This window comes from Williamsia sp. Leaf354 (assembly GCF_001424365.1).
In the GTDB taxonomy this organism is placed as follows: Bacteria; Actinomycetota; Actinomycetes; order Mycobacteriales; family Mycobacteriaceae; genus Williamsia_A.
In genome coordinates, this window is record NZ_LMPL01000005.1 from 579,822 (window position 1) to 592,227 (window position 12,406).

The window sequence follows — 12,406 nt, forward strand, 5'->3', positions numbered from 1 at the left end:
CGAGGCGGGGTTCACCCAGATACCGCGGTCGAACCCTCGCTCTCCTGCGCACGCTCGGCGACCGGGGTCACGGTCTTCTCCGGGGCGATGTACGGCAGCGATTCCTCGTCGATGAGGTGCTCGAACGCGAGGAGGTTCTTCAGTGACTCCCCGCGCGACACCCGCCACGCCCATTCGCGCCGGATGGAGGTGTAGAAGCCCAGCTCGAGGAGGGTGTTGAAGTCACCGTCGGCCGCCTCGAGCACCTGCCCGAGCACGCGGTCGAGTTCGTCGGGGGTCACCGACTCGGCCGAGAACCGGCCGACGAGGTAGATGTCGCCGATGTTGTCGATCGTGTAGGCCACGCCGTACATCCGTCGGTTGCGCTTGAGCATGAACTTGTAGACGCCCTCGTGGTTCTCGTCGGGGCGACGACACACGAACGCCTCCACCCGCACACCGGGTTTGCCGACGGTGAGCAGGACGGTGGTCTTCAGCTTGCGTTCGCCGGGCAGCTCGATGACGAGGTGCTCGGTGTCGGCGCCGCCGGAGTTCTTGAGCGCGAACGTGACCCCGCGTTCGCGCAACGCCTTCTGCAGCGAATCGGACTGCTCGACGATGCCCGGGGGGCGCACCTGCTGGCTCATGCTCGTACTCCTGACCGGCGACGTGACCATCGCCGAGTTCCACGGGTGGACGGGGTGGGGATCTGTTCGGGGCGCGAGACGGCACCGTCGTAGGTGGCCACCGCGCGGTGGTAGCTCTCGAGGAGCTGGTCGGCGGTGTGGTCCCACGAGAAGCTCTGCGCGTGGGTCACCGCGGCCGCGCCCATCTCGGTCAGACGCCGCGGATGGGCGAGCAGGCCGTCGATCGCCGCGGTCCAGTCGTCGATGCGGTGGCCACCGACGAGCAGCCCGGTCACGCCGTCGGCGACCGCGACGCCGAGCCCGCCCACGTCGGCCGCGATGACGGGCACGCCGCTGGCCTGCGCCTCGATCGCGACGAGGCCGAAGCTCTCCGAATAGCTCGGGACGGCAACGAGATCCGATGCGCGGTAGACCGTCGCCAGCATCTCGGGTCGCTGCGGGGGCAGGAAGGTGACCGCGTCGGCGATTCCCAGTTCGGCGACGAGGTCGATGAGTGCGGTGGGTCGGGCGAGGCCCGAGCCCGACGGCCCGCCGACCACGAGGACACGCACCCGGCGGCCCGATGCGCGCGCACGGTCGATGATCGGCGCCGCCGCGCGGATGAGCACGTCGGGCGCCTTGAGCGGTTGGATCCGGCCGACGAAGGTCACCACGACCTCGCCCGCGTCGAGGCCGAGCTCGGCGCGCGCGACGTCCCGCGGTCCGGGCCGGTAGGTCGTGAGATCGACTCCGGGCGTCGCGACGTCGACGCGGTCGGGGTCGGCGTGGTGGATCGAGATGAGCTGCTGCGCTTCGGCATCGGTGTTCGCTACCAGACGGTCGGCCTCGGCGACGACCTGCTGTTCGCCGACCTGACGGAGCATCGGCTCGGGTTCGTCGCCCGCGGCGAGCGCGAGATTCTTGACCGCGGCGAGGGTGTGGGCGGTGTGGACGAGCGGCACGCGCCAGCGGTCACGGGCGAGCCAGCCGACCTGTCCGGACAGCCAGTAGTGCGAGTGCACGAGGTCGTAGTGACCCGGCGGGTGCATCGCCTCGGCGCGCAGGACACCCGCGGCGAAAGCGCAGAGCTGCGTGGGGAGATCGCGTTTGTCGAGGCCCTCGAAGGGCCCGGCGACCACGTTGCGCACCAGCACCCCGTCGGCCGCGCGCACCGAGGGCGCGTCGGTCGACGACGTCGCGCGGGTGAAGATCTCGACGTCGATGCCCCGCTGGGCGAGCGTCCGGGCGGTCTGCCACACGTAGACGTTCATGCCGCCCGCGTCGCCGGTGCCCGGTTGCGCCAGTGGCGAGGTGTGCACCGAGATCAAGGCGATACGGCGCAGTTCCGGTCGCTTCATACCGTCGCCCCCACGTCCGAGCCGATCGATCCGGTGAACGCCAGGACCGACTCGGCGAAGCGATCGGGGTCCTCCAAGAACGGCGCGTGCCCGGCGTCGTCCCAGAGATCCACGCGCGCATGGTCGACGAGGTCGGCCGCGTGTCGGGCCGCGGACACGTCGACGACGGCGTCGGCGGTGCCGTGGACGATCAGCACCGGGATCGTCAGATCGCGCAGCATCGGATCGTGGTCGGCGGTGCGGGCGAAGAGCCCGGCGCGGGCGCTGGGCGCGGTGGCGAGCGAGGTGCCGAACAGCTGTTGGCTCACCGCGCCGAGGTCGGGCCGGTGGGCCGGGACGAGCGCGGTGCCGAACGACCCCAGCGCGCGGATCGCCGTGCGCGGGTCGGCCGAGCACGCGTCGGGCAGGGCTGCGCGCATGGCCGGACCGATGCGTCCGCCGGCCGCCCCGCGACCGAGCGAGCTGATCGCACCGACGAGGACGAGGCCGACGACATCCCCGACACCACCGGTGTTGTCGAATCGGGCGGCGAGGACGTCGCACGACACGAGGCCGCCGTAGGACCAGCCGGCGAGCACGACACCGGCGTCGGCGACGGCAGGCCGGTCGAACGCCGACGTCGTCGGGGACGCCTCGGCCGCCAGAACCGCCTCGATGTCACCGGCGAAATCCTCCGCGGAGTACGAGACACCCACGGCCTCGCTGCCATGCTGCGCGGGTACCGCCGAGGCCCCGTGTCCGCGGAGGTCGACGGCGATCACGCGATGGGTCTCGGCGAGACGGTCGAGGAGACCTGTCCCCCAGGCCGCGGCCGACTGCGCCCAGCCGTGGATCAGCACCAGGGCGGGTGTCGACTCGGCAGGCGGCGCGCTGACCCGGTAGGCGATCTCGACACCGCCGGGGCCGGTGGCCGAACGCGTGCGGAAGTGCGTCATCCACTCAGCGTATCGCCGGAACAAATCGGACCGCGGTCCGGTTACATGGGCATACGATCGATCAGCACGAGGAGGACACGATGCCCGCGATCACCGCAGACACTTTGACCCTGGACCGGTTGGCACAGGCCGCCCCGTCCGACACCGAACGCCCCGTGCGTGCGGTGACCACCGGACCCCGCGGCTACGAGGGCGAGGGCTTTCCCGTCGTCCGTGCGTTCGCCGGCGTCAGCAAGGCCGATCTCGACCCGTTCATCCACATGGACCAGATGGGCGAGGTCGATTACGAGCCGGGCGAACCGCGTGGCACCAGCTGGCACCCGCACCGCGGGTTCGAGACCGTCACCTACATGATCGACGGCCGCTTCCAGCATCAGGACAGCCACGGTGGCGGCGGCCTCATCGAGAACGGCGCCACCCAGTGGATGACCGCCGGCTCGGGCATCCTGCACATCGAGACCCCGCCCGCCGAGCTCGTGGCCAGCGGCGGCGTGTTCCACGGCATCCAGCTGTGGGTGAACCTGCCGAAGTCGGAGAAGTTCACGACACCGGCCTACCAGTCCATCGAGGGCACACAGGCGACACTCGTGTCGTCGTCCGACGGTGGCGCGCTGGTGCGGATCATCGCCGGCGACATCGGCGGTCACCACGGGCCCGGGTCGACCCGCACGCCCATCACCCTGGCCCACGCCACCATCGAGCCCGGTGCACAGCTCAACCTCCCGTGGAACCGCGACCACAACGCACTGGTCTACGTGTTGAGCGGCGACGGGACGGTGGGGCCGCTGCGCAACCCCATCTCGGGCGGTCAGCTCGCGGTGCTCGGCCCGGGCGACCGGATCAGCGTGAGCGCCGACGGAACCCAGGACTCGAACCGCCCGGCGATGGAGGTCCTCCTGCTCGGTGGCCGGCCCATCCGCGAGCCGGTGTTCGCCTACGGCCCGTTCGTGATGAACACCAAGTCGGAGGTCATCGCCGCGATCGAGGACTTCAACGCGGGCAAGTTCGGCGTCATCCCGCCCGATGCGCTGATGCCGCACACGTGATCTGACCAGCCCTCGGCGACGCAAGGTGTGATGGACCACAGCTCTGACGCTGTGACATCTCCCAACATCGGGCGTCGCTGTTCGGTGCCCGGACCAGACTTGAGGTCTTTTCTGTCGCTTGGGAAACAATTTAAGGTCCCTTTAACAATCGCTGGCTAGGTTGACGCCCATGCACATGCCAGCCGCACTGACATCGATCAACGTCCGCGACGTACTGCGGTACGACGTACCGGCGTCGCTCGTCGTGTTCCTTGTCGCACTGCCACTCTCGTTGGGCATCGCCATCGCCTCCGACGCCCCGGTCATGGCGGGTCTCATCGCCGCCGTCATCGGCGGCATCGTCGCCGGCGCACTCGGAGGATCGATCCTGCAGGTCAGCGGCCCGGCCGCCGGCCTCACCGTCGTGGTCGCCGAGTTGGTCGCCACCTTCGGTTGGAAGGTGACCTGTTTCATCACCGTCGGCGCCGGTGTCCTGCAGATCGTGTTCGGCCTGAGCCGGATCGCGCAGGCCGCGTTGGCGATCGCGCCCGTGGTGGTCCACGCCATGCTGGCCGGTATCGGCATCACCATTGCGCTGCAACAGATCCACGTGCTGCTCGGCAGCGACTCGCAGAGCTCCGCGTGGGAGAACCTCAGTGCCATACCGGGTTCGCTCATCGACATGGACTGGCACACCGTCGTCATCGGCGGTCTCGTCGTCGCGACCATGCTGGCGTGGCCGTCGCTGCCCGCGCGCTACCGCAAGGTCCCCGGCCCCCTGGTCGCGATCGTCGGTGCCACCGTCGTCGCCTTGGCCGCCGGCTTCGACATCGACAAGATCTCGTTGGACGGCAACTTCTTCGACGCCCTCGCCCTCCCCGAACTGCCCAGTGGCAACTGGGGTGCCGTCGTCCTCGGCGTCATCACCGTCGCGTTGATCGCGAGCGTCGAATCGCTGTTGTCGGCGGTCGCCGTCGACAAGATGCACACCGGTCCGCGCACGAACTTCAACCGCGAGATGCTCGGTCAGGGCAGCGCGAACATCCTGTCGGGCATGGCCGGCGGCCTGCCGGTGACCGGTGTGATCGTGCGCAGCTCCACCAACGTCGCCTCCGGTGCCCGCTCGCGCGCCTCGGCCGTCCTCCACGGCGTCTGGATCCTGGTGTTCGCTGTGCTGTTGACCTCACTGGTGCAACAGATCCCGATGGCCGCGTTGGCCGGACTGCTCGTCGTGATCGGCATCCAGCTCGTCAAGACCGCGCACATGAAACTCGCCCTGCGCACCGGTGACCTGTGGGTCTACGTGATCACAGTGCTCGCCGTGGTGTTCCTGAACCTGCTCGAGGGTGTCGGCATCGGTCTCGCGGTGGCCGTCGCGATCGTCGTGGTCCGGGTGGTGCGCGCCAGCATCACCTCCGCCCCGTTCGGCACGCCCGGTTCGCGCCAGTGGGAGATCCGCATCCACGGATCGTTGAGCTTCCTGATGCTGCCGCGGCTGAACAAGGCGCTGGCGAAGGTGCCCGCCGGCGCGCACGTCACCATGCACATCGACGCCGACTTCCTCGACAACGCCGCCTCGGAGATGATCGCCGACTGGCAGTGGGCGCACGAGGCCGTCGGCGGCACCGTGGTCATCGAGGAGACCGGGCACGCGTTGCTCGTCGACGCCCCCAAGGCGCCGCCGCGCCGCCACCAGGTCGCCACGCGCGTGCTGGGTCTCGCACCGTGGAAGGCGCAGGCGTCGAGCCGCGGCGTCGACACCGACGAGTCGCCGACCCTGCGGTCGATCAAGAGCGGCGTGCACGAGTACCACCGGCTCACCGCCGACGCGTTGCTCGAACACATGGAGGGACTGAGCGATGCGCAGGATCCCGACTCGCTGTTCCTCACGTGTTCGGACTCGCGGGTGGTGCCGAACGTCATCACCGCCAGCGGCCCCGGTGACCTGTTCACCGTCCGCAACATCGGCAACCTCATCCCGACCGCGCCCGGCGCCGACATCTCGGTCGAGGCGGCACTCGAGTTCGCCGTCGACACCCTCGGCGTCAGCTCGATCGTGGTCTGCGGACACTCCTCGTGCGGCGCGATGAAGGGACTGCTCGCCCCATCCGGTCCGGGTGGCGCGGTCGGGACGTGGCTCGAACACGCCGCGCCCAGCCTCTCGGCGTTCCGCAGCGGGCACCCCGCGGGTCGCAGCGCCGCCGAAGCGGGCTTCTCCGAGGTCGATCAGCTCGCAATCGTCAACGTCGCGGTGCAGATCCAGACGCTGCAGCGCCACCCGCTGGTGGGTCGCGCCGTCGCCGACGGCCGACTCCGCGTCGCCGGGCTGTTCTTCGACATCGCCACGGCGCGGGTCATCGAGGTGTCCAGCACGGCGGTCACCGTCCCCGCCTGATCGCGTCGGCGACGCTCGAGTTGGTGGGTCTTTTCGATAACGGTTACCATTTGCGTCGCAGTTGTCGAGGAGTGGAGTAGGCGATGAGTTCGAAGACCGTTCGTGGGGTGTCAGCCCGGGTTGCGGGGCTGGCCGCAGCAGTGATCGCCGCGACGGTGGTCGCCGGGTGTTCGGGCGACACCACCGAGTCCGCAGGCGCCCCCGGGGAACCTGTCGTCGTCGCCTCCACCGACGTGTGGGGTGCGGTCGCCGCCGCCGTCGCGGGCAAGGACGCCGGCGTCACCTCGCTCTACACCTCACCCGACGGTGATCCGCACGAGTTCGAGGCCACCGCACGCGACACCGCGAAGGTGTTCGACGCCGACGTCGTGGTGCTCAACGGCGCCGACTACGACGCCTATATGGAGAAGGCGCCGAAGAACCCCGACGCCAAGGTGATCAGCGCGTACGACGCCTACAAGAAGATCAACCCGAGCGCACCCACCGGCGCCGGCGAGGTCAACGAGCACTTCTTCTACGACTTCGACGTCGTGAAGGCCGTCGCATCCGACATCGCCGACGCCTTGGCCGAGAAGTTCCCCGCCGACAAGGACGCCTTCGCCGCCAACGCGAAGCAGTTCGAGGACAAGGTCACCGATCTGCAGACCACCTTGGCCTCGATCAAGGCCGCCCATGCCGGCGCGAAGGTCGCCCAGACCGAGCCGCTCGCGGCGTACCTGCTGGCCGAGGCGGGCCTGGTCGACGCGACGCCGTCGTCGTTCACCGACGCCGTCGAGGCGGGCAACGACCCGCCCGCCGCCGCGGTCGCGACCACCGAGGACCTGGTGCGCAACAAGACCGTCTCGGCCCTGCTCTACAACACCCAGGCCGTCGACGAGACGACCAAGCGCCTGCTCGCCGCCGCCGACTCCGACGGTCTCCCCGTCGTGAAGTTGACCGAGACCCTGCCGTCCGGAGTCACCGACTACGTGGCCTGGCAGAAGGCTACGGTGGATGCGATCGCGGCCTCCCTGTCGCGCTGATCCATCTCCACTCGCCACTTCTCGACACCGGAGCATCGCCATCACCGCCAGCGTCCCTGCCATCGACATCCGTGGTGCGCGACTGCGCTTCGGTGACCGCGTGCTGTGGTCGGATTTCGACCTGACCGTCGCCCCCGGCGAGTTCGTCGCGGTTCTCGGGCCCAACGGGTCGGGCAAGACCTCGCTGCTGCGGACCCTGCTCGGCCAGTACCGGCTGGACGCGGGCACCATCTCCATCGACGGCCGCAACGGCACCGACCGGTCGAAGATCGGGTACGTGCCCCAGCAGCGCCCGCACGACGAGGGGGTGCCGCTGCGCGGACGCGACCTCGTGGGCATGGGTGTCGACGGCCGCGCGTGGGGTGTGGGGTGGCGCAACCGTAAGGCCCGAAGGGCCGCAGTCGATCTCGCGATCGATCAGGTCGATGCCCGCGCCTTCGTCGACGCACCGCTCGGCCTGCTCTCCGGTGGCGAGCAGCAACGGATGCGGGTGGCCCAGGCCCTCGCGAGCGACCCCGTCGTGCTGCTGTGCGACGAGCCGCTGCTCAGTCTCGATCCGGCGAATCAGGCACGCGTGGCGCAGCTGATCGACCGGCGACGTCGCGCGGCGGCGACCGCGGTCGTGTTCGTCACCCACGAGATCAACCCCGTTCTCCCCTACGTCGATCGCGTCGTCTACCTCGTCGACGGCCGGTTCCGGATCGGCACCACCGACGAGGTCATGAACTCCGCGGTGCTCAGCGAGTTGTATCGCACGAAGGTCGACGTGCTGCGCGTGCGCGACCGCCTCGTCGTGGTGGGTGCCGACGAGGCCGCCTGCCACGGCGCCGAGGCGCTGTGAGCACCGTCGACTGGGGCAGTTTCTTCGACGTCGGTCTCGCAGGAGACCTGCTCGCGCGGCCCTTCGTGCAGCAATCGCTGCTGGCGTTGGCGCTGCTCGCGCTGCTCGGTGGCCTCCTCGGCCCGACGGTGGTCGCACGCCAGATGTCGTTCGCCGTGCACGGCACCGCCGAGTTGTCGTTCACCGGCGCGGCGTTGGCCCTGCTGCTCGGCGTCAGCGTCAACATCGGCGGCGTGGTGGGTTCCATCGTCGCCGCACTCATCTTCGGGTTGCTCGGCAGCCGTGTGCGCGAACGCGATTCGGTGATCGGCGTGGTGATGGCGTTCGGACTGGGTCTCGGTGTGCTGTTCATCGCGACCTACGGTCGTACCGGCACCGGGTTCGCCCTCTTGACCGGCCAGGTGGTCAGCGTCGGGGCCGACGGTCTGACAGCCGTCGCGATCACCACCGTCGTCGTGGTCGCCGTGCTCGCGGTGATCTATCGCCCGCTGCAGTTCGCGAGCACCGACCCCACGGTCGCCGAGGCGCTCGGGGTGCCCACGCGCACACTGTCGTTGGTGTTCGCGGTCCTGCTCGGCGCCAGTGTCGCGCAGGGGGTGCAGATCATCGGCGCCCTGCTGGTGATGTCGCTGTTCATCACCCCCGCCGCCGCGGCCACCCGCGTGACCTCCACCCCGACCACGGTGGTGCTGCTGTCGATCCTGTTCGCCGAGATCGCCGCGGTGGGCGGACTGATCCTCTCGCTCGCACCCAACCTGCCGGTGTCGGTGATGGTCACCACCATCTCGTTCGCGATCTACGTCGTCTGCCGCCTCGTCGGTGGCCGCAGACTCCGCTCGGCCGGGCGTCGCTGACCGTCTGCCGTACGCTCGTCCCGTGCATCCGTACGACGGCCCGGAATGGGCGGCCCCGTTTCCCGACCTCGCACATCACACCCTCGTCGTCCTCGGCAACGCGACGGTCGAGGATGTGTACAGCGCGCTCGGCGAGGACTCGACCTTCGCGTCAGCCGGGTTCGCGACGACCGGCATCGACGGATTCCTGGCCTCGGCGCGGGCGGCGCGCCGCGAGGGCGGCACCGCGTTCGCGGTGGTCGGGATCGGTGACGCCGTCGGCATCCTCGCCGCGGACGCGAGCGCGATGCTCGATCCACTGTGCGAACGCACGGCCGCCGAGCACCCTCTCGTCGCCTACCGCATCGGTGATCGCGCGGGCGACACAGCGCTGATGTGGTCAGACGGTGGCGGCCTGTGTTCCGAGCACGATGTCGCCGGGCCCGACGACACCGCGGCCCGCGCCACCGGCCTGACGAGCCGCGTGATCGGCGTCGGCCTCACCTCGACGATGCTGCGTGAAGCCGACTTCCGAGTCGAGGTCCTCTACCCGGCACCTGCCGTGGAGCACACCCTCAACGGTCTACGGGCGCCGGTCTCACGACGTCTCCCGAACCCGCGCGGCACCTCGTTCGATCGTCGGCCGCCCCCGGACATCCCACGCCGGCATGGCTGGACCGATCACGAGCCGCTGCTCGCCGACCACTGCACGACGATCATCGAGAGCGCGACCGTTGCCGAAGTCGTGTCGGCACTCAACGTGGCCGGCCCACCGATGACGTTGGACCTCGCCGAACTCATCGCTCACGATTCGGAGGTCCGCGCACACCACGGCGCGTCGGTGGCGGTGGCGGCGATGTTCGAGATCGACTCGTGCACGGTCATGTTCGAGTTGTCGGGTGGGGCGGGGCTCCTGCGCGAGGTGATCGTCCCACTCACGGTGGGCCGCGATGTGGTCAGCTGCGCCCGCACCATGGCGACGTCGCTGTCACGCGTCGTACATCATCGTGATGGCGTGGTCCGGACGTCGGTGTCCGGGCAGTATCCGACCATCACCCACGGCTCGGTTCCCGACGGACTCCGTCCCGAACTCGAGGCCCTCGGGATCATCCCGCCCCACCACGACGACACCACCGAACGCGACACCCCGACGAGTGCACTGTTCGACCTTGCCGCATCGCTCACCGGTATCGACCTGTCGCGAGAGATGCTGCTGAACAGGCAGTTCACCGTCGTCGACATCGCACTGCGCTCACCGACCGGCGACGGCTTCCACCTCGAGACCATCGTCGCCGCCGGCGACATGCCGCCGAGAGCTCCGTTGCGGCTCCGCTGCGCACCGCGCCCGATCTCGGACTTTCTCGAGTTCGCGGATCCGCGTGCCGATCCCGATGTCAACCCGTACGACCATCCCGGAGGGGCGACCATCACGGTCATCCTCGACTGCACCGTCGACGACGTGCTGACCCTCATCTCACCGACCCCTGTGATGACCGACATCGATCACGACCGTCTCTGCCGCGAGGTGTGGGACGAGGATCAGGACATGATCGCGATGGGGATTTTCGCGGTGAACACCCACACGGGTGGCGCCGCCACCATCCTGTACGAGATCAACGGCTACCTGGGTTGCGACTCAACCTTTCTCGGGCCGTTGACGACGGGCCGAGAGGCTGTGTCGGTCTACCTCAACGGCCGCGGCGGTGACGCATCGATGCTGTGGATGGACGACGAGAAGGTGCGGGCCGAGGTGCTCTCGCTGCCCAACCAGGGAGTCAGCGGTCCGGACGCATCGGCGCTGATGCCGCTGCTGTGTGCGCTCGGGGACTGCGAGCCCTACGAACTCCCCCTGAGTTACCCGTACGGGTCGCGCGACGAACAACACTCGCGGCACACGACCGGCCTCGCTGTCGTCGAGGCGCTCGCCGGAGTCCGCCTCGACGTCGACCTGTTCTTGTCGGCGCGGTTCACCGTTGCCCTGCTGCCCTATTCGTGATGCCCCGGGTAGGCGTGCACCTGGGCGGTGGCCAGGCGCGGGACGCCGTCGATGAGTGCGTGTTCGGCGCGGTGGGCGAGCGCGTGGGCGTCGCGCAGTGCGGTGTCGGGCGCGACATCGAGATCGGCCTCGGCGTGCAGGGTGTGTCCCACCCACCGCATCCGTAACCCGGCCACGCCGTCCACGCCGGGCACCGAGGCGAGTACCTCCTCGGCCGAGCCGACGATCTCCGGGTCGACGCCGTCCATGAGGCGCCGGAACACATCTCGCGCCGCGCCGACGAGCACCATGAGGATGGCCGCGGTGATCACCAACCCGACGATCGGGTCGGCGATCGGGAAGCCGGCCGCCGCACCGGCGGCGCCGACGAGCACCGCCAGCGACGTGAACCCGTCGGTGCGTGCGTGTTTCCCGTCTGCGATCAGCGCGACCGATCCGATGCGACGGCCGATGGTGATGCGGTACCGCGCGACGATCTCGTTGCCGACGAACCCGATGGCACCGGCCGCGGCGACCCACGGCAGATGCGACAGGGGCGCGGGCTCGATGAGACGCCGCACCGCCTCGACCCCGGCGACCACCGCCGACGCGAGGATCATCAGCACCACGAACAGCCCGGCGAGATCCTCCGCGCGGCCGAACCCGTAGGTGTAGCGCCGAGTCGGCGCGCGGCGCCCCAGGACGAACGCGATCCACAGCGGCACCGAGGTGAGTGCGTCGGAGAAGTTGTGGATCGTGTCGGCGAGCAGTGCAACCGACCCCGACACCACGACCACGGCGAGCTGCACGACCGCGGTCGCCAGCAGCACCGCCATGCTGATCTTCACCGCACGGATGCCCTGTGCGCTCGACTCCATGGCGCTGTCGACCTTGTCGGCGGAGTCGTGGCTGTGGGGCGTGAACGCGTGTGTCAGTGCATGCCGCCACCCACCGTGGTGGTGATGGTCGTGATCGTGGTGATGGTGGTGGGAATGGTCGCCGGTCATGCGCCGCCGGCCTTCTCGGACGCCACGATGGAGATCGGGGCGTCGACGTGGGCGTCGGGACGGTGATGCCCGGGGGTGCCGGGTCCAGCGTGTTCGGCGTTGAAGACCGCGTCGACCACCATCTGCCGCACGTGGTCGTTCTCGAGGCGGTAGAAGACCGAGGTCCCCTCCTTGCGGGTACGCACCAGGCGCGCCATGCGGAGCTTGGCGAGGTGCTGACTGACCGACGGGGCCGGTTTGCCGACCTTCTCCGAGAGCTCGTTCACCGAGCACTCGCGGTCGACCAGCGCCCACAGCATCTGCACACGGGTGGCGTCGGAGAGCATGCGGAACACCTCGACCACCAGGGCGACCTGGTCGTCGGCGAGTGTCCGACGGCAAACACCCTTATCTGCATTCATACGCAGATA

The 12,406-nt window shown here is 69.4% G+C and carries 11 protein-coding genes; 6 read left to right on the top strand and 5 right to left on the bottom strand.

What is annotated here, in order from left to right; translation table 11 throughout:
• Positions 1-11: 11 nt before the first annotated feature.
• Genes ASG12_RS19285 through ASG12_RS19295 form a run of 3 tightly spaced genes read right to left on the bottom strand, consistent with a single transcriptional unit; the run spans position 12 to position 2,898 of the window.
• A complete protein-coding gene (locus tag ASG12_RS19285; RefSeq protein ID WP_055793192.1) occupies positions 12-626 on the bottom strand; it encodes a YbjN domain-containing protein in 615 nt (204 codons plus the stop codon).
• Entirely contained in the window at positions 623-1,963 is a 1,341-nt protein-coding gene (gene mshA, locus ASG12_RS19290; protein ID WP_055793195.1) for a D-inositol-3-phosphate glycosyltransferase, read from the bottom strand. Before mshA ends, ASG12_RS19285 begins: the two co-directional genes overlap by 4 nt.
• A complete protein-coding gene (locus ASG12_RS19295; RefSeq protein WP_055793197.1) occupies positions 1,960-2,898 on the bottom strand; it encodes an alpha/beta fold hydrolase in 939 nt (312 codons plus the stop codon). Before ASG12_RS19295 ends, mshA begins: the two co-directional genes overlap by 4 nt.
• Before the next feature lie 80 nt (positions 2,899-2,978).
• Here ASG12_RS19295 and ASG12_RS19300 point away from each other — a divergent pair, with 80 nt between their 5' ends.
• The 6 genes from ASG12_RS19300 to ASG12_RS19325 all read left to right on the top strand — a co-directional run bounded on the left by ASG12_RS19300 (position 2,979) and on the right by ASG12_RS19325 (position 11,010).
• Positions 2,979-3,944, top strand: a complete 966-nt coding sequence (locus ASG12_RS19300; protein ID WP_055793200.1) for a pirin family protein — start codon at positions 2,979-2,981, stop codon at positions 3,942-3,944.
• Between the two features lie 169 nt (positions 3,945-4,113).
• Positions 4,114-6,318, top strand: a complete 2,205-nt coding sequence (locus ASG12_RS19305) for a SulP family inorganic anion transporter (protein ID WP_055793203.1) — start codon at positions 4,114-4,116, stop codon at positions 6,316-6,318.
• Positions 6,319-6,401: 83 nt separating this feature from the next.
• Positions 6,402-7,340: a metal ABC transporter solute-binding protein, Zn/Mn family gene (locus ASG12_RS19310; RefSeq protein WP_055793206.1), complete on the top strand. Its 939-nt coding sequence runs from the start codon at positions 6,402-6,404 to the stop codon at positions 7,338-7,340.
• Complete coding sequence (locus ASG12_RS19315; protein ID WP_082502168.1) at positions 7,312-8,181, top strand: metal ABC transporter ATP-binding protein; 870 nt, start codon at positions 7,312-7,314, stop codon at positions 8,179-8,181. Before ASG12_RS19310 ends, ASG12_RS19315 begins: the two co-directional genes overlap by 29 nt.
• The gene (locus ASG12_RS19320; RefSeq protein WP_055793209.1) at positions 8,178-9,035 is read left to right on the top strand and encodes a metal ABC transporter permease; all 858 of its coding nucleotides are present in this window, start codon (positions 8,178-8,180) and stop codon (positions 9,033-9,035) included. The genes ASG12_RS19315 and ASG12_RS19320 overlap by 4 nt, the downstream gene beginning before the upstream one ends.
• A 22-nt stretch (positions 9,036-9,057) precedes the next feature.
• On the top strand, positions 9,058-11,010 hold the full coding sequence (locus tag ASG12_RS19325; protein WP_156378192.1) for a DUF6461 domain-containing protein: 1,953 nt from the start codon (positions 9,058-9,060) through the stop codon (positions 11,008-11,010).
• On the opposite strand, the gene ASG12_RS19330 is transcribed toward ASG12_RS19325, so the two are convergent.
• A complete protein-coding gene (locus ASG12_RS19330; RefSeq protein WP_055793216.1) occupies positions 11,001-11,996 on the bottom strand; it encodes a cation diffusion facilitator family transporter in 996 nt (331 codons plus the stop codon). The genes ASG12_RS19325 and ASG12_RS19330 overlap by 10 nt on opposite strands.
• The gene (locus ASG12_RS19335; RefSeq protein WP_055793881.1) at positions 11,993-12,397 is read right to left on the bottom strand and encodes an ArsR/SmtB family transcription factor; all 405 of its coding nucleotides are present in this window, start codon (positions 12,395-12,397) and stop codon (positions 11,993-11,995) included. Before ASG12_RS19335 ends, ASG12_RS19330 begins: the two co-directional genes overlap by 4 nt.
• Positions 12,398-12,406 lie beyond the last annotated feature (9 nt).

Coding starts and splice junctions, on each gene's coding strand:
- ASG12_RS19285 (WP_055793192.1), bottom strand. CDS start 626: ATGAGCCAGCAGGTGCGCCCCCCGGGCATCGTCGAGCAGTCCGATTCG.
- mshA (WP_055793195.1), bottom strand. CDS start 1,963: ATGAAGCGACCGGAACTGCGCCGTATCGCCTTGATCTCGGTGCACACC.
- ASG12_RS19295 (WP_055793197.1), bottom strand. CDS start 2,898: ATGACGCACTTCCGCACGCGTTCGGCCACCGGCCCCGGCGGTGTCGAG.
- ASG12_RS19300 (WP_055793200.1), top strand. CDS start 2,979: ATGCCCGCGATCACCGCAGACACTTTGACCCTGGACCGGTTGGCACAG.
- ASG12_RS19305 (WP_055793203.1), top strand. CDS start 4,114: ATGCACATGCCAGCCGCACTGACATCGATCAACGTCCGCGACGTACTG.
- ASG12_RS19310 (WP_055793206.1), top strand. CDS start 6,402: ATGAGTTCGAAGACCGTTCGTGGGGTGTCAGCCCGGGTTGCGGGGCTG.
- ASG12_RS19315 (WP_082502168.1), top strand. CDS start 7,312: ATGCGATCGCGGCCTCCCTGTCGCGCTGATCCATCTCCACTCGCCACT.
- ASG12_RS19330 (WP_055793216.1), bottom strand. CDS start 11,996: ATGACCGGCGACCATTCCCACCACCATCACCACGATCACGACCATCAC.
- ASG12_RS19335 (WP_055793881.1), bottom strand. CDS start 12,397: ATGAATGCAGATAAGGGTGTTTGCCGTCGGACACTCGCCGACGACCAG.